At 66.6% G+C, this 20681-nt stretch carries 21 protein-coding genes; 10 read left to right on the top strand and 11 right to left on the bottom strand.

Annotation, left to right across the window (positions count from 1 at the left end; genetic code table 11):
* The first annotated feature begins 10 nt into the window (after positions 1-10).
* The 5 genes from ACA097_RS21300 (at position 11) to ACA097_RS21280 (ending at position 5003) form a co-directional block, all read left to right on the top strand.
* Complete coding sequence (locus ACA097_RS21300) at positions 11-829, top strand: alpha/beta fold hydrolase (protein ID WP_043253861.1); 819 nt, start codon at positions 11-13, stop codon at positions 827-829.
* Positions 830-831: 2 nt separating this feature from the next.
* A complete protein-coding gene (locus ACA097_RS21295) occupies positions 832-1392 on the top strand; it encodes a peptidylprolyl isomerase (RefSeq protein ID WP_156958144.1) in 561 nt (186 codons plus the stop codon).
* A 75-nt stretch (positions 1393-1467) separates the two neighbouring features.
* Positions 1468-3300, top strand: a complete 1833-nt coding sequence (locus ACA097_RS21290) for an ABC transporter ATP-binding protein (protein ID WP_043253864.1) — start codon at positions 1468-1470, stop codon at positions 3298-3300.
* A 259-nt stretch (positions 3301-3559) separates the two neighbouring features.
* Positions 3560-4489 (top strand): IS110 family transposase, encoded by a 930-nt coding sequence (locus ACA097_RS21285; protein ID WP_371365817.1) that lies wholly within the window; start codon positions 3560-3562, stop codon positions 4487-4489.
* A 247-nt stretch (positions 4490-4736) separates the two neighbouring features.
* On the top strand, positions 4737-5003 hold the full coding sequence (locus ACA097_RS21280) for a DUF2790 domain-containing protein (RefSeq protein WP_043253868.1): 267 nt from the start codon (positions 4737-4739) through the stop codon (positions 5001-5003).
* 81 nt (positions 5004-5084) lie between these two features.
* Here the strand turns inward: ACA097_RS21280 and ACA097_RS21275 are convergent, their stop codons facing one another.
* Complete coding sequence (locus ACA097_RS21275) at positions 5085-6212, bottom strand: GNAT family N-acetyltransferase (RefSeq protein ID WP_160287896.1); 1128 nt, start codon at positions 6210-6212, stop codon at positions 5085-5087.
* Positions 6213-6400: 188 nt separating this feature from the next.
* Here ACA097_RS21275 and ACA097_RS21270 point away from each other — a divergent pair, with 188 nt between their 5' ends.
* Entirely contained in the window at positions 6401-6652 is a 252-nt protein-coding gene (locus tag ACA097_RS21270; protein ID WP_371365814.1) for a hypothetical protein, read from the top strand.
* Here ACA097_RS21270 and ACA097_RS21265 read toward each other — a convergent pair.
* Together ACA097_RS21265 and ACA097_RS21260 are read right to left on the bottom strand one after the other, a co-directional pair.
* Positions 6649-7677: a glycosyltransferase family 4 protein gene (locus ACA097_RS21265; RefSeq protein WP_371365812.1), complete on the bottom strand. Its 1029-nt coding sequence runs from the start codon at positions 7675-7677 to the stop codon at positions 6649-6651. The genes ACA097_RS21270 and ACA097_RS21265 overlap by 4 nt on opposite strands.
* A complete protein-coding gene (locus ACA097_RS21260; protein ID WP_043253876.1) occupies positions 7674-8486 on the bottom strand; it encodes a UDP-2,3-diacylglucosamine diphosphatase in 813 nt (270 codons plus the stop codon). Before ACA097_RS21260 ends, ACA097_RS21265 begins: the two co-directional genes overlap by 4 nt.
* Before the next feature lie 124 nt (positions 8487-8610).
* Here ACA097_RS21260 and ACA097_RS21255 point away from each other — a divergent pair, with 124 nt between their 5' ends.
* The 3 genes from ACA097_RS21255 to ACA097_RS21245 all read left to right on the top strand — a co-directional run bounded on the left by ACA097_RS21255 (position 8611) and on the right by ACA097_RS21245 (position 10661).
* Positions 8611-9375, top strand: a complete 765-nt coding sequence (locus tag ACA097_RS21255; protein WP_043253878.1) for an AraC family transcriptional regulator — start codon at positions 8611-8613, stop codon at positions 9373-9375.
* A gap of 64 nt (positions 9376-9439) precedes the next feature.
* The gene (locus tag ACA097_RS21250) at positions 9440-9781 is read left to right on the top strand and encodes a tRNA-binding protein (RefSeq protein WP_371365810.1); all 342 of its coding nucleotides are present in this window, start codon (positions 9440-9442) and stop codon (positions 9779-9781) included.
* A 31-nt stretch (positions 9782-9812) separates the two neighbouring features.
* Entirely contained in the window at positions 9813-10661 is an 849-nt protein-coding gene (locus tag ACA097_RS21245; protein ID WP_160288977.1) for a DMT family transporter, read from the top strand.
* A gap of 313 nt (positions 10662-10974) precedes the next feature.
* Here the strand turns inward: ACA097_RS21245 and ACA097_RS21240 are convergent, their stop codons facing one another.
* From ACA097_RS21240 to ACA097_RS21230, 3 genes are all read right to left on the bottom strand, one after another.
* Positions 10975-11460, bottom strand: coding sequence for a hypothetical protein (locus ACA097_RS21240; protein WP_043253881.1), 486 nt, complete (start codon positions 11458-11460; stop codon positions 10975-10977).
* A gap of 127 nt (positions 11461-11587) precedes the next feature.
* Positions 11588-12583, bottom strand: a complete 996-nt coding sequence (gene rfaD, locus ACA097_RS21235) for an ADP-glyceromanno-heptose 6-epimerase (RefSeq protein WP_043253883.1) — start codon at positions 12581-12583, stop codon at positions 11588-11590.
* A 106-nt stretch (positions 12584-12689) separates the two neighbouring features.
* Entirely contained in the window at positions 12690-12974 is a 285-nt protein-coding gene (locus ACA097_RS21230; RefSeq protein ID WP_043253885.1) for a SelT/SelW/SelH family protein, read from the bottom strand.
* Between the two features lie 66 nt (positions 12975-13040).
* Between ACA097_RS21230 and ACA097_RS21225 the strand changes: the two genes are divergently transcribed.
* Positions 13041-13169, top strand: a complete 129-nt coding sequence (locus ACA097_RS21225) for a hypothetical protein (protein WP_277914509.1) — start codon at positions 13041-13043, stop codon at positions 13167-13169.
* Between the two features lie 31 nt (positions 13170-13200).
* Here the strand turns inward: ACA097_RS21225 and ACA097_RS21220 are convergent, their stop codons facing one another.
* The 5 genes from ACA097_RS21220 to recQ form a co-directional block, all read right to left on the bottom strand.
* Entirely contained in the window at positions 13201-15255 is a 2055-nt protein-coding gene (locus ACA097_RS21220) for a FimV/HubP family polar landmark protein (RefSeq protein WP_371365807.1), read from the bottom strand.
* Positions 15256-15537: 282 nt separating this feature from the next.
* A complete protein-coding gene (gene slyA, locus ACA097_RS21215) occupies positions 15538-15972 on the bottom strand; it encodes a transcriptional regulator SlyA (protein ID WP_043253887.1) in 435 nt (144 codons plus the stop codon).
* Between the two features lie 93 nt (positions 15973-16065).
* On the bottom strand, positions 16066-17082 hold the full coding sequence (locus ACA097_RS21210; protein WP_371365805.1) for a DUF2804 domain-containing protein: 1017 nt from the start codon (positions 17080-17082) through the stop codon (positions 16066-16068).
* Between the two features lie 94 nt (positions 17083-17176).
* Positions 17177-18334 (bottom strand): diguanylate cyclase, encoded by a 1158-nt coding sequence (locus ACA097_RS21205; RefSeq protein WP_043253892.1) that lies wholly within the window; start codon positions 18332-18334, stop codon positions 17177-17179.
* Between the two features lie 152 nt (positions 18335-18486).
* Entirely contained in the window at positions 18487-20625 is a 2139-nt protein-coding gene (gene recQ / locus ACA097_RS21200) for a DNA helicase RecQ (protein WP_043253895.1), read from the bottom strand.
* Between the last annotated feature and the right edge of the window lie 56 nt (positions 20626-20681).

Below are 20681 nucleotides of genomic sequence, written 5' to 3'. Positions count from 1 at the left end.
GGAAACCCGCATGCCTTACCTGCACCATGACGGCCAACGCCTGTACTACGAAGTCAGCGGCCAGGGCAGCCCGGTCCTGCTGGTCCACGGGTTGGGCTCGAGCAGCCGCGACTGGGAGTTCCAGGTCCCCGAGCTTGAGGCCCGGCACCGGGTGATCGCCGTCGACGTACGCGGCCACGGCCAGTCCGACAAGCCGCGCGAGCGCTACAGCATCGCCGGCTTCGCCGCCGACGTGGCGGCGATGATCGAGCACCTGCGCCTGGCGCCGGTGCACCTGGTGGGAATCAGCATGGGCGGTATGATCGGTTTCGAACTGGCCACCCGTCATCCGGAGCTGCTGAAGAGCCTGACCATCGTCAACAGCGCCCCGGAGGTGAAGCCACGCACCCCGCGCGAATACCTCGAAGTCGCGCGCCGGCTGTTCCTCGCCCATGTGCTGGGGCTGAACACCGTAGGCAAGGCCCTCGGCAAACTGCTCTTCCCCAAGCCGGAACAGGCCGACCTGCGCCGCAAGATCGAACAGCGCTGGCCGCAGAACGACAAGCGCGCGTACCTCTCCAGCCTGCACGCCATCATCGGCTGGGGTGTGCAGGAACGCCTCGGGCGCATAACCTGTCCAACGCTGGTGATCAGCGCCGACCGCGACTACACCCCGGTGGCACTCAAGCAGGAATACGTGCAACGCCTGCCCGACGCGCGCCTGGTGGTGATCGAGGACTCTCGCCACGCCACGCCGCTGGACCAGCCCCAAGTGTTCAACCGTACCCTGCTCGACTTCCTCGAGCAGGTCGATCACTTCCAACACCCTCAGGAAACTTCCGCAAAATGACCCTGTTCAAACGCTTGCTGCTTGCCGCCTGCTCCCTCGTCCTGGCCACCTCGGCGCTCGCCGCGGACGCGACGAAGCCGCACGTGCTGCTGTCCACCACCCTGGGCGAAATCGAAGTCGAGCTCGACGCAGCCAAGGCGCCGATCAGCGTGAACAACTTCCTCGCCTATGTGGACAAGGGCTTCTACAACGGCACCATCTTCCACCGCGTAATCCCGGGCTTCATGGTCCAGGGCGGCGGCTTCACCGAGAACATGCAGGAGAAGGACACTGCAGCGCCGATCAAGAACGAGGCCGACAACGGCCTGGTCAACGAGCGCGGCACCCTGGCCATGGCCCGCACCAGCGAGGTCGACTCGGCCACCAGCCAGTTCTTCATCAACCTGACCGGCAACGACTTCCTCGACCACGGCCAGCGCGACTTCGGTTACGCCGTATTCGGCAAGGTGGTACGCGGCATGGGCGTGGTCGACCAGATCGCCAAGGTCCCTACCACCAACAAGGGCATGTACCAGAACGTACCCAGCGAGCCGGTGGTCATCCTCTCCGCCAAGCGCCTGTAAGCCTCACCGCTACGCCCGCCTGACGGAGGCTGAACCTGCGGGTCCAGGACGGACCCGCGACACACGAGAGACATCATGCTTTACCGCCGTTTCGAAAAGCTCATCGACCCCTTCCGCAGCGCCCCCGAACACATGCCGCCGGCCGAGGTGGTGCGCTTCTACATCTTCTACCTGCGCCAGGTCTGGCCGATCTTCTCGGTGCTGCTGGTGGTCGGCCTGATAGTCGCGCTGATCGAAGTGGCGCTGTTCAGCTACCTGGGGCGCATCGTCGATCTGGCGCAGAACACCAAGCCCGCCGAGTTCTTCAGCCTGCACGGCAAGGAACTGCTGTGGATGGCCGTGGTGGCGCTGATCCTGCGCCCGCTGTTCAACGCCCTGCACGACATGCTGGTGCACCAGAGCATCAACCCCAGCATGACCAACCTGATCCGCTGGCAGAACCACCGCTACGTGCTCAAGCAAAGCCTGGGCTTCTTCCAGAACGACTTCGCCGGGCGCATCGCCCAGCGCATCATGCAGACCGGCAACTCCCTGCGCGACTCGGCGGTGCAGGTGGTGGACGCGCTCTGGCACGTGGCGATCTACACGATCAGCGCGCTGGTGCTGTTCGCCGAGGCCGACTGGCGGCTGATGATTCCGCTGACGATCTGGGTGATCGGCTACATCGGCGCCCTCGCCTACTTCGTGCCGCAGGTGAAGCGCCGCTCGGTGGCCGCCTCCGACTCGCGCTCGAAGCTCATGGGGCGCATCGTCGACGGCTACACCAACATCACCACCCTCAAGCTGTTCGCCCACACACGCCAGGAAGAGGACTACGCCCGCGAGGCGATCGACGACCAGACCCGCAAGGCCCAGGGCGCCGGCCGCGTGGTGACGTCGATGGACGTCAGCATCACCTTCATGAACGGCCTGCTCATCGCGGGCACCACGGGCCTCGCGCTGTGGCTGTGGAGCCAGGGACTGATCAGCGTCGGCGCCATCGCCCTCGCCACCAGCCTGGTGATCCGCATCAACAACATGTCCGGCTGGATCATGTGGGTGGTCGGCGGCATCTTCGAGAACGTCGGCCAGGTGCAGGACGGCATGCAGACCATCTCCATCCCTCGCCAGGTGGTGGACAAGCCTGGTGCGCAGCCGCTGCAGGTGCCCCACGGCGAAGTGAATTTCGAGCACGTCGACTTCAGCTACGGCAAGGGCAACGGCCTGATCCAGGGCCTCGACCTGGTAGTGCGCCCGGGCGAGAAGATCGGCCTGGTCGGCCCGTCCGGCGCCGGCAAGTCGACCCTGGTCAACCTGCTGCTGCGCCTCTACGACCTCGAAGGCGGCTGCATCCGCATCGACGGCCAGGACATCGCCAGCGTGACCCAGGAAAGCCTGCGCGCGCAGATCGGCATGGTCACCCAGGACACCTCGCTGCTGCACCGCTCGATCCGCGACAACCTGCTCTACGGCCGCCCCGGCGCCAGCGCGGAGGAACTGCAGGAAGCGATCCGCAAGGCCCGCGCCGACGAATTCATCCCGCAGCTGTACGACGCCCAGGGCCGCACCGGCCTCGACGCGCACGTCGGCGAACGCGGCGTGAAACTCTCCGGCGGCCAGCGCCAGCGCATCGCCATCGCCCGCGTGCTGCTCAAGGACGCACCCCTCCTGATCCTCGACGAAGCCACCTCGGCGCTCGACTCGGAAGTGGAAGCGGCAATCCAGGAAAGCCTGGAAACCCTGATGCGTGGCAAGACGGTAATCGCCATCGCCCACCGCCTCTCTACCATCGCCCGCATGGACCGCCTGGTAGTGCTGGAGCACGGCCGCATCGTCGAGAGTGGCAGCCACGCCGAGCTGCTCGAACACGGCGGCCTCTACGCCCGCCTGTGGCGGCACCAGACGGGCGGGTTCGTCGGGGTGGATTGAACAGTAGGCGTCCCTTGTAGGAGCGCGCCATGCGCGCGAATCGCGGGCATGGCCCGCTTGTGTCTGCAGACATCGATAAGATCGAAGGTGAGAGCGGCGGGAGGCAAGCTGCAGGTCCGCGGTGTTCGAGCACGGGTAGGAGCCCAAGCTGCCTCCCGCCGTCCTCTGACCAAGCCCGAACAGTTGAACGAGTCAAACCTCGAACCACAAGCGTGGGCAGTCAGAGTGCTCTCGCCATGGATTTTACGAGGGTTTGATCATGACGTGTTGGGTAGGTATCGATGTGGCCAAGGACTCGCTGGCCGTATGGCTTCGGCCGCAGGGCAAGAGCTTCAGCGTCTCCAATGATGAGGCGGGGCATCAGCAACTCATAGCGCTGCTCGCCGAAGACAAGCCTGCTCGGATCGTACTGGAGGCTACTGGCGGCTATGAGACTCCGGTCATGTTCGCCTTGTCCCGGGCCAACCACGCCATCTCGCGGCTGAACCCCGTGCGGGTGCGGGCGTTTGCCACCGCCATGGGCAAGCAGGCCAAGACCGACCCCATCGATGCGGCCGTGCTGGCACACCTGGCCCAGACGCTGGAGGAGGCCCCTAGCACTGTCCCTTCACCAGAGCGCGATCGGCTACGCGAGCTGGTACAGCGCCGGGAACAGCTGGTCAGCCAGCGTGATGACGAGCGTCGTCGTTTGCCTCAGGCCAGGGACGCATTTGTGCGGAAATGCCTGGAGGATGCCATCAAGGCCTTGAAAGACATGATTCGCCGCTATGACCGGGAAATTGCCAAGGCCATGGCTGCCGTGGACTCCGAGCAGGCCCAGCAGCTTGCTCAGGTCAAGGGCATCGGCCCTGTCACTGTTGCTGGGTTGCTGGCGTATTTGCCGGAGCTGGGGCAACTGAATCGGCGCCAGATCGCCGCTCTGGTGGGACTCGCGCCCTACAACAGCGACAGCGGCCAGAAGTCAGGCCAGCGTCGTATCCGCGGCGGGCGCGGCATGATGCGGCGCATCCTGTACATGGCGACCTGGTCGGTCATTCGCTACCAGAACGACTTCTCCCAGCGTTACCACTGCCTGCGCGAGAACGGGCGCTGCGCGAAGGTCGCTCTGGTGGCCTGCATGCGCGTACTCATCGTACGGTTGAATGCCATGGTCAGAGACGGCACCTGCTGGAGAACAGGTGCCGAGTGAAAGACAGTTGCTCCTACAGGTGGAAAGGTGGCCGACCTGCGACAAACCGCCACATCACGCCCATCGATCTTCATTAGCAAGCACATCAATTTCTGCCGCCGGGCAAAGGATGGTCATATCTGTCCCACGCCCCGCTGAGCCGTGGAAGCCTGAAGCATCGCCCCCTGTCCGACCCCGGACCCGACGACAGACATTGATGCCAGCGCTCCAGGCGGGGCTACCCCACTTCGCTATGAGGACATCCAGAATGAAGATTGCATCTGTCGTATCGGCGTTGATTACCAGCCTCGCTCCCATGGCCTTCGCACAGGACGTGGTGAAGGAGCCGGGGCGGGAGATTCCGACCGAGGAGTACCACTACGGCATGCAGCTAGACATCGACAAGGTCCTGCACCGCACCGACAACTCCGAGAAGGTCGGCATGGTGCCCGCCTACCTCGTATACCTGGATCACGATGGCGCGCCGCACCGCGTGCGCTTCCTCGAATGGGGCGGCAAGGCGAGCCACGCCTGAGCCCCGACCGCGCATCGGTCCCTGGCCGTTTGGCCACCCGCGAGCCAGTTGTAGCGGCCGGGGACCGATCCTTCTACCCGCCTAAGGAACCTGCCTGTACGGCAACGCCGCCCTCGCCTCTTCGGCGTAGGCGCGAATCCCCGCCCGCTCTTGGGCGAGGAAGTCACTGACCGCCACGCGCAAGCCCGGGTGGCCGAGGCGGTGCCAGGATCGCGTGATCACCGGTTCGAAGCCGCGGATCAGCTTGTGCTCGCCCTGCGCGCCCGCATCGAAGCGCCGCAATCCGGCAGCCATGGCGTATTCCAGGCCCTGGTAGAAACACGTCTCGAAATGCAGGCGGTCGAAGTCCGCCAGGCAGCCCCAGTAGCGTCCATACAGTGTCTCGCCGTCGACCAGGCTGAATGCCATGGCCACCGGCCGCCCGTTGCGCCGCGCGAACACCACGCGGATCGCTTCGGGCATGCGCTCGGCCAGCAGGCTGAAGAACGTCCGCGTCAGGTAAGGCGCCTGCCCGCGCACTTCGTAGGTGCTGGCGTAGCAGGCGTAGACGAAGTCCCAGTCCGCCTCGCTCAGCTCGGCGCCTTCCATCCAGCGGAAGTCCATGCCCTGCCCCGCGACCTGCTCGCGCTCCTTGCGCAGTTGCTTGCGCTTGCGCGAAGCCAGGGCGTCGAGGAAGTCCTGGAAATCCCGGTAGCCGCGATTGAACCAGTGGTACTGGCAGCCCAGGCGCTCCAGCCAGCCGTCCTGCGCGGCGATCAGGGCATCGGCGCGGGAATCGGTGAAGTTCACGTGGATACCCGACCAGATGCCCTCTTCGACACCTTCGCCAAGCACGCCGAGCAGCTCTGCCAGCGCACCTTCCTCGCCGAGCAGGCGCGCACCGCCTACCGGCGAGAACGGAATGCCCACCAGCAGTTTCGGGTAGTAGCGGATGCCGGCGCGCTCGCAGGCCTCGGCCCAGCCCCAATCGAATACGTACTCGCCATAGGAGTGCGCCTTCACGTAGGCCGGCACCGCTGCGAGCAGGCGACCGTCATCGCCGTGCAGCAGGTGATGCGCCGGGCGCCAGCCGGTGCGCGCGCCGACGCTGCGGCTGTCCTCCAGGCTGGAAAGGAAGGCGTGGCGCAGGAACGGCTGGGCGTCGGGCAGCAGGGCGTCCCACTGGCCGGCGTCGAGATCGCTGAGGCGGGAAAGGCGATGGATAGGCATGCGCGACAGTCTGGCGCGAGCGCTGGCGGAAGGAAAGCGGCGAACCCTTCGTCGCCCTTCCCTTGTGCATGCGACTCGCTGTTCTAAGGTGGTGGGGCGCGAAAGCACAGGCCCCGCCAAACCGCGGGACACTCCTGCCGGAGCGGCGCCAGGCGGTGCGGCTTCGGCTTCGATGCGAGGTCCACCCCATGCAAAGCCTGCAATGCACCCATCGCGACTACACCGTCATCGCCCGCGTCTTCGAGCATCCGGGGCTGCCCACGCCCTGGGCCGGCGGTTGCCAGATCATCGCCCCGGACGGCCGCATCAGCCGCCGCCAGACCCTACCTACGCAGATGGCCTACATGGCCGACCTGAATGCCGCGCAGCACGCGTCCATCGCCCACGGCAAGTGGCTGGTCGACCAGAGCTTGTCCGGAGAACGCGAACTGTTCGGCTAGTCCGCAAGGACCGAGGCTTCGCCCCCCAGCGGAGCCTCGACCAGCGGCCGCTGCAGGGCCAGGAACTGCTGCGCCGAGTAGCGCCAGGACTGCTCCTGCGCCCAGGCCGCGCAGGCGTGGCGGTCCAGCGTCAGCGCGCGACGGCAGGCTTCGCCCAGGTCCGGGTCCATCGCGCCGGTCAGGCCTTCCACCAGCACATCCAGCGGCCCAGGCACCGGGAAGGCAGCCACCGGCGTGCCGCAGGCCAGGGCTTCGTACATCACCAGGCCGAGTGTGTCGGTCCGCGAAGGGAACACCAGCACGCTGGCCGCGCGATAGGCTTCGGCGAGTTCTTCGCCATGGCGATAGCCGAGAAACTCGACCTGTGGATAGCGCGCCTGGAGTTCAGCGCGCTGCGGACCGTCGCCGACCACCCGCTTGCGACCCGGCAGGTCCAGGTCGAGGAAGGCTTCCAGGTTCTTCTCCGGCGCCACGCGACCGACGTAGAGGAATACCGCCTCGCCTTCGGGGGCTGCGGCCGGGCTGAACAGGCCGTTGTCCACACCCTTGCGCCACAGCGCCAGGTCACCCACGCCCCACTGGGCGAAGACACCGCGCATGCGTTCGCTGCTGACCATCACCGCCGAGCTCGGCGCGTGGAAGCGGCGGATCACCGCATAGCCCAGCGCCAGTGGCAGCCAGGGCCAGCGGCCGTGCAGGTATTCGGGGAAACGTGTATGGATCGCCGAGGTGAAGGCCAACCCGCGACGCCGTAACCAGCGCCGCGCGGACCAGCCCAGCGGACCTTCGGTGGCGAGGTGCACGCAATCCGGGGCGAAGGCTTCGATCTTCTCGCCGACCCGCCAGAGGTCCCAGGCCAGGGGGATTTCCGGGTAGGTCGGACAGGGCCGGCTGCGGAATTCCTGCGGCGACAGCACCGCCACGGTATGCCCCATGGTCTCCAGTTCTGCGACTAGCGCTCGCAAGCTGGTGACCACGCCATTGACCTGCGGTGACCAGGCATCGCTGACAATCAGCAACCTCATGCTGCCGACTCGGCTACGACCGGCGCTTCGGCGAGCTGGGCCTGCTCTTCAGCCAATCGGTACAGCTGGATGCTGCCGTCCCAGTGCTCGATCAGCGCCGAGCAGGACTCTACCCAGTCGCCACAGTTGAGGTACTCGACCTCGCCGATGCGGCGGATCTCGGCATGGTGGATGTGGCCGCAGACCACACCGTTCAGGCCACGCTTGTGCACCTCGTGGGCGATGGCTTCCTCGAAGTCGCTGATGAAGTTCACCGCGCTCTTGACCTTGTGCTTGAGGTACGCCGACAGCGACCAGTAGCCGTAGCCCCAGCGGCTGCGCCAGTGGTTCAGCCAGCGGTTGAGGGTCAGGGTGAACTCGTAGGCGGAGTCGCCGAGGAAGGCCAGCCACTTGTGGTAGCGGGTGATGACGTCGAACTGGTCGCCGTGGATCACCAGCAGGCGGCGGCCGTCGGCGGTGGTGTGCTCGATCTCGTCGACCAGGCGGATGTTGCCCAGCAGCAGCGTGGAATAGCGGCGCAGGAATTCGTCGTGGTTGCCGGTGACGTAGATCACCTCGGTGCCGCGCTTGCTCATCGTCAGCAGGCGGCGGATCACGTTGGTGTGCGCCTGCGGCCAATAGATGCCGCCACGCAGTTTCCAGCCGTCGATGATGTCGCCGACCAGGTAGACGCGCTCGGCGTGATAGCGCTTGAGGAATGCCGCCAGGTGCTCGGCCTGGCAATCGCGCGTGCCCAGGTGGACATCGGAAATCCACAGGGTGCGCACCCGTTGTTTCTTGGTCGGGGTCAGGCGTTGGGCGCTGGTCATCGGCGGGCTCCGGCGGGGTTTCACCGATTGTCGGCCGCTGCGGTGACCCGATCATGACGACGCTGCGACAGTCCCGTGACAGCGCGCTTGGCGCTAAACTGGCCACCTGCCCCCGGAGTCCGCGATGAGCCAGATCCTCTCCCTGCGCCACTACAGCCACGAATACCTCGCCCACAGCCATGACCATGCGCAGCTGGTGCTCGGGCTGTCCGGCGACCTGGAATTCGAGGTCGGCGGCCACGGCAGTCGCGTCACCCGCCAGCGCTTCGCGGTGGTGCCGCGCGGCACGCACCACGCCTGCGCCGCGCCCACCGGCAGCCATTGCCTGGTGTTCGACCTGGAAGACGAAGACCTGCTGCTGCGCGGCCTCGGCGAGCACGCCGACAGCATCCGCCGGCTACTCGAACGCCCGGCCGCGCTGCAACTCGATCCGGCCCAGGGCCAGTTGGTCCACTGGCTCGCCAACAGCCCCCTGCAAGACCCGGTGATCGAGCGCCAGGGCGCCCTGCTGCTGCTCGCCAGCCTGGCCCGCGCCGAAGCCGTCGGCGAATCAGCGACACGCCTGCCGTTGGCCAGCCTGGACAGCTACATCGACCGGCATGCCGGGCATCCGCTGCAGGTGGCGGACCTTGCGCGGCTCGCCGGGCTGTCCGCCGCGCGCTTCCACGCCCGCTTCCTCGCCGAGACCGGGCAAACGCCCATGGACTACGTGCGCCAACGCCGCCTGCAATTGGGCCGCGAACTGCTTTGCAACACGCCGCTGGCCGTGGGCGAGATCGCTGCGCAGGTCGGCTATGCCTCGCAGAGCGCCTTCACCGCCGCGCTGGCCCGCGAGTTCGGCCTTACGCCGCGACAGATCCGCCGCGAGGCGCGCGACAATTCCCGCTAGTCCCTCGACAGACAAGCACCGCGCCAGGCCCTAGACTGCCGCTCCATCGAAAAGGAGAACAGCGATGTCGGCAGACACCATCGAGTGGCAGGATTTCGAGCGCGTCGAATTGCGCGTGGGCACCATCGTCCACGCCGAACCCAATGCAAAGGCGCGCAAGCCGGCGTACGTCCTGCAGGTCGACCTCGGCCCGCTCGGGCTGAAGACCTCCAGCGCGCAGATCACCGCGCACTACGCCATCGAGGCACTGATCGGCCGGCAGGTGCTGTGCGTCTGCAATTTCGCACCCAAGTTGATTGCCGGGGTGCGCTCCGAGGTGCTGGTCACCGGTGTCTACGACAGCGACGACAAGGTGGTGCTGGCCGGCTTCGACAAGCCGCTGCCCAACGGCGCCCGCCTGGCCTGAGGTTGCACGACGAGCAATGCGTGTTCCCCAGCTGACGCCCCGCTCGGCCCTGTTCGGCCTGCACATTGGCGCCCTGATGTTCGGCCTGACCGGCGTCTTCGGCAAACTCATCCTCGCCGGCCCGCTGGTGATCGTCTTCGGCCGCGCACTCTTCGGCGTACTCGCCCTGGGCGCAGCCTTCGCCGGGCACATGGCCGCGCAGCCGCGGCCAAGCGCGCGCCAGGCGGCCATGCTCGTCGGCAGCGGCGTGCTGCTGTGCGCGCACTGGCTGACCTTCTTCCTCGCGGTGAAGGTCGGCAACGTCGCCGTGGCGACCCTCGGCTTTGCCAGCTTCCCCGCCTTCACCGTGCTGCTCGAAGGGCTGCTGTTCCGCGAGCGCATCCGCCGCAGCGAGTATCAGGTGGTCGCGCTGGTTTGCCTGGGCCTGGTGCTGGTGACGCCGAACCTGGACTTCAGCCAGGGCGCCACCGCCGGGTTGCTCTGGGGGATCGTCTCGGGTCTGCTGTTCGCCCTGCTGTCGCTGGCCAACCGCGTCAGCGTGCGTGGGCTCGACCCGGTCTTCGCGGCCTTCGCGCAGAACCTGACGATCCTCTTCTGCCTGCTGCCATTCGCGATCGGCCAACTGCCGCAGGTGCGCGCCCTCGACTGGCTGTGGCTGGTCCTGCTCGGCGTGCTCTGCACGGGGGTGGCGCACAGCCTGTTCGTCGCCAGCCTGCGGCTGATCAAGGCGCGCACGGCGGCAGTGATCTTCGCCCTGGAGCCGGTCTATGGCATCGCCTTCGCCGCCATGCTGTTCGGCGAGCAGCCGAGCCTGCGCATGCTCGCGGGCGGCGCGCTGATCATCTTCGCCACCTTCCTCAGCGCGCGCAGCGCGACCTAGCTCCTCGCAGGAGCAACTGTCTTCTGGGTTATTCCCCTTCGGGCCAGCGCAAGCGCTGTTCGCGATGGAGCCGCGTCCCGCGTTCGCGGGAGTGACGGGATTAAGATTCGTTTTCTCCTGCGTCATCCCCGCGAACGCGGGGACCCAGCAAGCACACAGGAGCGCGCTTGCTCGCTAACGAACTGCGCGCAAAAAAGAAGGCCGCCTCGCAGCGTGCGTAACCCGAATCCTTGCCCTGGGGAGGGATTGCCAAGGACTCACCGCACGACAGCCTGCGAAGCGGCCTGTTCGGTTCCGGCGTGAAGCCGGGAAATCAGTTGACGCTATAACCGCGCCCGTTCAGGCACGCGCCCAGCGCGCGGCGGTATGTATCAGCGACCGCAGGCGGTGGCGCCTGGGTGGATGCCGCCGGATCGAAGCCGCTCTGGCCCACGGCCCAGGTGTGGCACTCGTAGCGATCGCGGCTCTGCTGATCGGGGTTCTGCCCGCGTGCCGGATAAGCGATCACGTCGTAGCTCACCCCTACCGGTGCCTGCTGTACGGCAGGCGGCGGCTGTACCACCACGTACTGACGACGGTCGGCGTTCCACAGGTAGTAGGTGCCGGCGGCAACGAAATACAGGGCGCTGCCGATCCACAGGGACCGCGCATAGTCCGGCAGACCGTGGCCGTGGCCCGGTCCCCAGCCGTGGTAATGCGGCGGCGGACCGTACCCTGGCGGCGGACCCGCCATGGCAGCAGCCGAGACACTCAGGGCCAGCACACAGCAGATCGACTTCAGCGCAGCGCGCGACGGCATCTTCGATGACTCCTCAAGACACGGGCGCCAGCGCGCCCGCCATTCGTGAGGACAATGATCGCGCGTTCGCCCTGCCTTGGTTGTCAGCGCTTGGTAAAGACTTGGTAAAAACCGCAATACAAGGCGTTCAGGCCTCCTCTTGAAGAAGCCAGCGGCAATAGCGATCGACGCCCTCTTCCACGTTCAGCATCGGTCCGCGGAAGCCCGTTTCGCGCAGGAAGGAGATGTCCGCGCAGGTGTAGCACTGGTACTTGCCGCGCAGGCTGTCGGGAAACTCGACGTACTCGAGCAGGCCCTGGCCGATGGCCTGTTCGAGGCTCAGCGGCTGTTGGTCCTGCTGTGCGCGCAGGCTGTTGATGACCGCCAGCGCCACGTCGTTGAACGGCTGAGCCCGGCCACTGCCGAGGTTGAAGATGCCGCTGTGGTGCGGGTTGTCGAGGAAGTGCAGGTTGACCCGGGCGACATCCTCCACCGACACGAAGTCGCGCAGATGGCCGCCGGCCGGATAGTCGCCGTACTCGCCGAACAGCTGCACCTTGCCCCGCTCGCGGAACTGCCGGAAGCAGTGGTAGGCCACCGAGGCCATGCGCCCCTTGTGCTGCTCGCGCGGGCCGTAGACGTTGAAGTAGCGCAGGCCGACCACCTGGGTGCGCACCTGCGGCAGCACGCGGCGTACGCGCTGGTCGAAGAGGAACTTGGAGTAGCCGTAGACGTTCAGCGGCTTCTCGTGATCGCGCATTTCGCGGAAGTCACGCCCACCACCATAGACCGCAGCCGATGAGGCATATAGGAACGGGATGCCCAGCGTCAGGCTGGCCTGCAGCAGGTCGCAGCTGTAGCGGTAGTTGTTGTCCATCATGTAGCGCCCGTCGCTCTCCATGGTGCTGGAGCAGGCGCCCTGGTGGAACAGCGCGCGGACCACGCCGAAACCGCCCCTGGCGTAGCGCGTGACGAAGTCGCGCTTGTCCAGGTAATCGGTGATCTCGCAGTCCGCGAGGTTGCGGAATTTGTCGCCCTCGGTCAGGTCATCCACCGCGATGATGTCGGTCTCACCACGCAGGTTGAGCGCCTTGACCAGGTTGCTGCCAATGAAGCCGGCGGCGCCGGTGACGATGATGCTCATGTGGGAACACTCCCTTGTAGAGAATGGAGTGCACACAGGCTATTCCGAGCATCGCCATCAGGCTTTGACGCAAGGCAATAAAAGTTAGCTAGCTAACGTTATTTCCTCATGAGCGGTCGTTATGGCCGAGATCGCGCTGCGGATCGATGCGGTCGCGCACCCGCTGCTTGAGCACCTTGGCCTCGGGGAAACCGCCGTCGGCCTTGCGCTCCCAGATCTGCTCGCCGTCGCAGGTGATGCGGAACACCCCGCCGGTGCCCGGCTCCAGGGATACCCGGCCGAGGTCGTCGGCGAAGGTGCTGAGCAGCTCCTGGGCCAGCCAGGCGGCACGCAGCAGCCACTGGCACTGGGTGCAATAGGTGATGACGACTTCGGCTTTGGGCTGGCTCATGACAAGGACTTCCACTGGGAGGGGGGACCTATGATAGCGGCCCGGGATGATCGACCGGCCCCCGACATGCGCCGCATGCTGTTCGGCTGCCGCCCCAAGCAAGACAGCCAGGCACGCGGTCCGGTTGATGCCGCGGTACCGATCCTGATCGGTCTTGCCAAAGCCGATACGCTGGCAAAAAAAGCCCGGCGCTAGGCCGGGCTGGGGAACATCAAAGGGAATGCGTTCAGGCGATGCGCGCCAACAGCTCGCGCGCTTCTTCGCGTTGGTGAGAGTCGCCGTCCTCGAGCACGCGCTTGAGGATGCGGTAGGCCTGCTCCAGGTCGCCGCGATCGATGCAGGCCCGCGCCTCGTCGAGGCTGGCCAGCAGCTTGTCCTGCTCGCCGCTGACGACCGGGCGTGACGGCAGGCCGAAGGCGCCGGCGTGCTCGCCGTCGAGATCGAACTCGGTGACCTCCGGCAGCTCGCGCAGGTTGCTGCGGAAGTCTTCCAGCACCGGCTCGGCTGCCGCCTTGGCTTTGGTCGATGCGGTTTTCGGCGTCTCGAAGGGGTCCAGGGCACTCCAGTCGAGGTCCATCGGCAGGTCACCGAGGTTCAGCTCGCTGTCGCCGAGCATCGGCTGCTCTTCCTGGACCGGCTCGGCGACGATTTCGTCCAGCTCCAGCCCTTCCCATTCGCCGAGGGTGTCGCTGATCGCCACGCTCTCATCGCGCTCCAGCATGGCCGGGTAGCGCGTCTTCAGCTGATCGATCTGCTTCTGATCGCCGCCCATGGCCACCAGGGCCTTCTCCTGTTCATGGAAGGCGCCGACCTCGCCGAGTTCGGCCAGGACCAGCAGCAGCTTCATGCGCAGCTCGCGGCGCTCGGGTTCGGCGACGATGGCCTTGAGCAGCATGTCGCGGGCCTGGCCGAAGCGGCCGTAGGCGATGTAGATGTTCGCGCCTTCCAGGCTGTCGCTGCTGGCCGTCGGCAGCTTGGCCAGCGACGCGTCGCTGGCGGCAGGAGCAACGGGAGCGGCAACCGGTGCGCTGACCGGCTTGGCCACCGGTGCTGGCCGCACCGGTGGCTGCGGCGGCAGGCTGGCAGCAGCCGCCTGCACGCGCGGCGGCTCGGTGGCTTCCGGCTTGCGCCGGCGACCGTAGAGGACGCCGAGCAGCAATGCGGCGCCGAGAGCGGCTGCCCAGGGCCAGTAGCGGACCAGACCTTCATCCTGCGGGGCGCTGGGCGCCGGCGCTGCTACTGCCGGTGCTGGCTTGGGGGCAACCGGTGCCGGTGCGGGCTGTGCCGACGCTGCCGCCGCCTGACGTTGAGCCAGCTGCGCTTCCAGGGATTGCACCTGCTGGTCGCGGCTTTCCAGGGTCTGCTGCAGGGTATTGAGCTGCTTCTGCAAGTCATCCATGCGCTGGTTGAGCTTGTCGCGCTCGGCATTCATGTTGGCCAGCTGGCTCTGCGCCTGGTCGACCTGTTGCTGAGTCGCTGCAGCAACGGCCGGCGCAGCAGGGGCATTCGGTGCGACCGGGGCTGCGCTGGCGACTGGCGGCGTACCGGCAGCGCCCGCGGTCGTGCTGGCGGGCAGCACCAGTGTCTGGCCGATCCGCAGGCGATGGGGATTGCCACCGACGAAGGCCTGCGGATTCAACTGCTGCAACTGCGCCATGTAGGTGTGACGGGACACGCCTTGCCCCGCCAGGCGGCCGGAGATGCTCCACAGGGAGTCGCCGCTGACCGTGGTGTAGCGGCCGTCGCCGGGAGTAGCCGCAACCGCCGGCTTGCTGGCCTTGCGCGGAGCGGCGTCGTGCGAAATCGGACGGGCGTTGGACGCGTAGCTGTCGGCGCGCTCGGGGCGGGTGTCCGCATAGCTGCCGTAGCTGCGCGTTTCGCTGTAGCCCGGCGGATCGAGCAGCAGCGTGTACTCGCGCATCAGGCTGCCGTTGGGGCGCTCGACCTCGACGAGGAAGTTCAGGTAGGGCTCGCGCACCGCCTGGGTGGAAACCACATGGATGTAGCTGCGACCGCCACGGATCACCGGGGTGAAGCGCAGGTTCTGCAGGAAGGTCGGGCGGTCGACGCCAAGCCGATCGAAGGTCGCGGCATTCGCCAGGTGGGCGACGAGCTCCTCGGAGGTCAGGTCGCCGACCTGAAGCAGTGCGATTTCGGCATCCAGGGGCTGGTTCAGCGCGGAACGCAGGGTGATGTCACCCAGTCCCAGCGCCTGCGCCTGTGAAGCCATGACGGCCGAGAACACGGCCATTGCCAGCGGCAAGCGGTTGATTCGAGCCATAGTCGCCACCCCAGTTCAGTCCAGGTTCCTTGGCTTCCATGCCACTTGCACGCGGTCGGTTGGCGTTCCTTGCATCCATTTGCCGCGACGAATTACCTATTCGCGCGCGGCGCCGATACCGGCCCGTTGCTATCACGATTTAGGTGCTGGTCCGGGTGCGGTCAAGACGACTCGTCGGAAAACCGACAATTAGGTAGGCCGGGCCTGCGCCTAAATGAAAGACGGCCCATAAAGGGCCGTCAGATATTTGGCTAGCTTACTCGAAATACTGTGAATGAGTGCTCAATTCTTTTCCAGGTTGCAGAGGATCTTCGAGAGGATCTTCTGACAGACCGCAATGTCCTCTTCGTCGATCCCGGCCAGCACGTCGTTGCGCACGCTGGCGGCGATGCTTTCGATATCGGCGATAAGCACATCGGCCTTGGGCGTCAGGCAGATGCGCTTGGCCCGGCGATCCTCCGCCACCGCCTGGCGGCGCACCAGGCCCTGGGCTTCGAGGCCATCGAGTAGGCGCGCCAGGGTCGGGCCTTCGACGCCTACCGACTGCGCCAGTTCGCGCTGGGTGGGAATACCGGAGTTGCGGGCCAGGTGCAGCAGCACCAGCCAACGCGCCTGGGAAAGGCCCAGGTGACTGAGGCGACGGTCGAGCTCGGCGCGCCAGGCACGGGACGCTTGAGCCAACTGGGTACCGAAGTAGTGCTTATCTTTATCGGACATTGTGCAACGCATTTTCGGGCTAATTGATTTGGCTAATTATTAGCCGGCTAATCAAGACCGTACAATGACATATTGTCGCAGGGACGCTTTGCCTCACCATTTGGCGTACTGGTCCTCGACAAACCCCCATAGATTGTCGATCGGCAGCACAGACTGTCCGAACGGTCGCAGCTCGCCGCTGAAGCGTCCGAATATCTGCCGGAAATTGCTGGCAAGAATGCCAAGATTCAGGCGCTCACGGTGCAGGCCGTGGGCCTCGAAACGCAAGTCGACCTGGCCGTCGAAGGAGCGGATGGCCCAGGGCGACATGTCGCGGTCACGGTCGAATTCGAAGCGCACGCTATCGACCTTCAGCAGTTCGCCGTCGAGCCAGAAGCAGTTCTCGGTGAAGCTCGTCTCGTTCACCCCGCATGACAGGTTCAGCCCCACCCGCCTCCCCTGCGCCTCGCCGGACAGGCAGGCCCAGTTCCAGAAGGTCTCGCGGCGCATGTAGCCGGCCGACCAGTCGTGGTGGGCGAATGCGTCGATGGCTCGCAGATCGAAGTCGCCCAGCGCGCTGCGCACCTCGCCGCTGCAGCGCACCCCGGCAACCTTGCGCGCATAGACCCAGCCGTTCACCGCGGTCGGCGTGCACAGGCTCATGGGGTTGAATACCGGGTCCTGCTCGTTGAAGCGCGCATCTATCCGCATGCCGTCGTCCAGCTCCACCAGCAGGCGTTTCTCCAGCGGGTTGCCGACATTCTCCAACCGCAACAGATTGCGCCCCTGGCGCAGTTCGCAGACGCCTTCGTCCGGCGTCTGCGAGAAGTTCGTCCCCAGCCCCAGCGGACACTTGAACTGGCGCTCGATCATGCGCCCGCTCTGCGGGTGGTAGAGGTAGACGAAACCGATGGCCACCAGGCTCAGCTGGGCGAGCGCGCAGCCGCCGATCAGCGTCGGGCTGATCAGGCCGAAGTACTGGAACTGGTGGAAGTTGCGCCACTTGCTCAGCGCACCGAGCTTGCGGCCCATCGGCGAGCGGTAGTCGAAATCGCGGTAATTGATGTGCTGCGGGGTCTGCTCAAGGATGCCGTAGTGCGGCTGGCCGTTGGCCTGGATGAGTTGCTGCATGCTCGCGCGCTCGCTGCCGGGGTGCGGCGCATGCTAGCACCGGCCCCGCGGCCCACGCAGTCACCGCCGGCGCCAGCTGGAGGGACCGAAGGCGTCAGGCCACCACCTGGTTGCGGCCGAACGCCTTGGCCTCGTAGAGCGCGCGGTCGGCATGCGCGTAGATCGCCTGCAGGCCCACCGAAGTACCGGGCACCAGGCAGGAGATGCCGATGGACAGGGTCACCTCCGCCGCCGTGCTCGAACCCTCGTGGGGAATGCCCAGGCCCTGCACCGCCTGGCGCAGCACCTCGGCGCGCTGCCGCGCCTCGTCGCCGTCGGCACCATAGAGCAGCACGGCGAACTCCTCTCCCCCCAGGCGAACGGCCATGTCCAGCGGCCGCCGGGCGCTGTCCTGCAGGGCCCCGGCGATGCGCTGCAGCGCCTGGTCACCGGCCTGGTGGCCATAGCGGTCGTTGTATGCCTTGAAGTGGTCGACGTCGCACAGCAGCAGCGCCATCGGCGTCTCGTCGCGCTGCGACTGGCGCCACAGGCGTTCAAGCTGGCGATCGAAGCTGCGCCGGTTGCGCAGGCCGGTGAGCGGGTCGTGCTCGGCCATCACCCGCATCAGGCGGCTGACCAGGAAATGCTCGCGCGACTTGTACTCCAGCAGGTAGCAGCCCACCGCGCCGACCAGGTTACCGAGCAGCAGGAACACCAGGTTGTTGAGCAGCTTGGTCGGTGGCAGGCCGGCGTACAGCTCGCAGCCCAGGTAAGCGAGCAGGATCAGCGTGGCCGAGCCCAGCGCCTCGGAGAAGCGCAGCCCGACCAGGAAGTAGGCGGCCATGCTGACCACCAGCAGTCCCTCATAGGGATAGCCGGGGTCGACCCGATGGGCGATGCCGACCACCGCGGCCGCCCCTATCCCCACCGCGAGGATGCAGGCGATGCTCAGCGGCACCATCAGGCGGACGAAACGCCGGTGCAGGATGAGCCCGCCGCAGACGATCAGCAGCACAAGCACCACGCCGCGCACGGCCAGCATGGTCCAGTGTTCGGCACCGGGAATCAGCAGGAAGTCGACGGCGGCCAGCGCTAGCCAGGCGAACATGGCGAACCCCAGTGCGCTGCACTTGAGTTCGAAATTGTCTTCCAGCAAATAGCTGCGGTACTCGCTCTCCAGGGCGGAGGCGAAGCGCAGGCGGCGAAAGCCCCGGGAGAGCTGTTCGGCATAAGGATTGGAGCGAACGTCGTCGAGCCAGGCATGCAGTTGCATGAATACCTCTTCTTCCGGAGGTTCTCGCGCCACCTTAGCGGTTGGCGACACACGTCACAAGTTTGTCGCGAAAGGGCGTCACTTCCTTGGCAGCCATCAAATGGCCAGTAATTTCTGAAGACCTTTCTAGCCGGCACCTTCGCCAGCTTCCGTCAGGCTTCCAGCTCGGCCTGCAGCGCAGCGCGGACGCAGTACAGCACGCCCTGGGGCACACGACCGGCGAAACGCTCGGCGATCGCAGCCACCGGCGGCAGCTCGCCGTCTTCCTCGAGGAAAGCGTCCTGCACGTCGGCCAGCAGCGCCTCGGGCAGGTCCAGGGCTTCCTCCAGGCTCAGCTGCTGGGCGGTGATGGCCTCGGCCAGCAGGCTGTAGACATTTTTCTCGGTGCAATCCAGCTGGCGGGCGATCTGCGCCGGAGTCATGCCGGCGCGGGCCAGGCTGACCAGCTCGTGACGCAGGTCCGCCGGCGGCGTGGCGGGCGCCGCCGGGGAATCGGTGAGCACGTCGAGGAAGGCCTGGCCGTAGCGCTCCAGCTTGCGCGCGCCGACGCCGCTGACCTGGGCCATGTCCGACAACGAGCGCGGCTGGCTGCGCAGCATTTCCAGCAGGGTGGCATCGGGGAAGATGACGTACGGCGGCACCGCATGCTCCTCGGCGAGCTTGCGTCGCAGGGTGCGCAGGGCCTCCCACATCTGGCGTTCCTCGGCCCGCACGAGCTGGCTGGCCGGGCTGGCGCCGCCGGAGGACGAAGACTTGCTCCGTTGCGGCTTCGGATCGCGGCGCAGGGCCAGCGTCTCCTCGCCGCGCAGCAGCGGGCGGCAAGCCTCGGTCAGGCGCAGGCTGCCGAAGCCTTCCAGGTCCACGTCGGCGAATCCACGGGCGACCAACTGGCGGAACAGGGTCCGCCATTCGTCTTCGGCGCGCGCCTTGCCGATGCCGAACACCGCCAGGTGCTGGTGGCCGAGGCTGCGCACCTTCTCGGTATCCTTGCCGAGCAGGATGTCCACCAGGTGGCCGACGCCGTAGCGCTGGCCGCTGCGGTAGATGGCCGACAGCGCCTGGCGGGCAGGCTCGGTGGCATCCCAGGTCTCGACGCCGTCGACGCAGTTGTCGCAGTGCCCGCAGGGGTTGGCCATCTGCTCGTCGAAATAGGCCAGAAGCGCCTGGCGCCGGCAGCGCGTTTCCTCGCAGAGCGCCAGCATGGCTTCGAGCTTGTGCCGCTCGATGCGCTTGTGGCGTTCGTCGCCCTCGGAGTTCTGCATCATCTGCCGCAGCAACAGCACGTCCTGCAGGCCGTAGGCCATCCAGGCATCCGCCGGCAGGCCGTCACGGCCGGCGCGGCCGGTTTCCTGGTAGTACGCCTCCAGGCTCTTGGGCAGGTCGAGGTGGGCGACGAAGCGAACGTTCGGCTTGTCGATGCCCATGCCGAAGGCGATGGTCGCCACCATGATCAGCCCCTCTTCGTTGAGGAAGCGTTTCTGGTGGAACGCGCGCAGCTCGTTGGACAGCCCGGCGTGGTACGGCAGCGCCGGGAAGCCCTGGCCGGAGAGGAACTCGGCGACCTCCTCGACCTTCTTGCGCGACAGGCAGTAGACGATGCCGGCGTCGCCACGACGCTCGCTGAGGAAGCCCAGCAACTGCTTGCGCGGCTGCTCCTTGGGCACGATGCGGTAGAAGATGTTCGGCCGGTCGAAGCTGGAGAGGAACTGTTCGGCGTTCTGCAGGTGCAGGCGCTGGATCATCTCCTCGCGGGTGCGCATGTCCGCGGTGGCGGTCAGGGCGATGCGCGGCACGTCCGGGAACAGCTCGGCGAGCTGGCCCAGTTGCAGGTATTCGGGACGGAAGTCGTGGCCCCACTGCGACACGCAATGCGCCTCGTCGATGGCGAACAGGCCGATGTTAAGGCGCTGCAGGAAGGCCAGCATGCGCGGCTGCACCAGGCGTTCGGGCGCAAGGTACAGCAGCTTGATCTCGCCACGTTCCAGGCGCGCGGCGATGTCGCGCTGCGCCTCGGGGCTGAGCGAGGAGTTCAGCGCCGCCACCGGCACGCCCAGCTCGTCGAGGGTGGCGACCTGGTCTTCCATCAGCGCGATCAGCGGCGAAACCACCACCGTCAGGCCCTCGCGCAGCAGCGCCGGGACCTGGAAGCACAGCGACTTGCCGCCGCCGGTGGGCATCAGCACCAGCGCATCGCCACCGCCGGCCACGCGCTCGATGATGCGCGCCTGGTTGCCGCGGAAGGCGTCGTAGCCGAATACGTCTTTGAGAATGCGCTGTGCCTGGTCGAGCATGGGGGTCTCCGAATCGAGGCGCGCATTATACGCAAGCGGCCAGGCGCTGCCCGGTC

Source organism: Pseudomonas sp. QL9 (assembly GCF_041409665.1).
GTDB lineage: Bacteria > Pseudomonadota > Gammaproteobacteria > Pseudomonadales > Pseudomonadaceae > Pseudomonas > Pseudomonas knackmussii.
The sequence above is the reverse complement of the archived record's forward strand: the minus strand, read 5'-3'. Positions and strand labels throughout refer to the sequence as shown.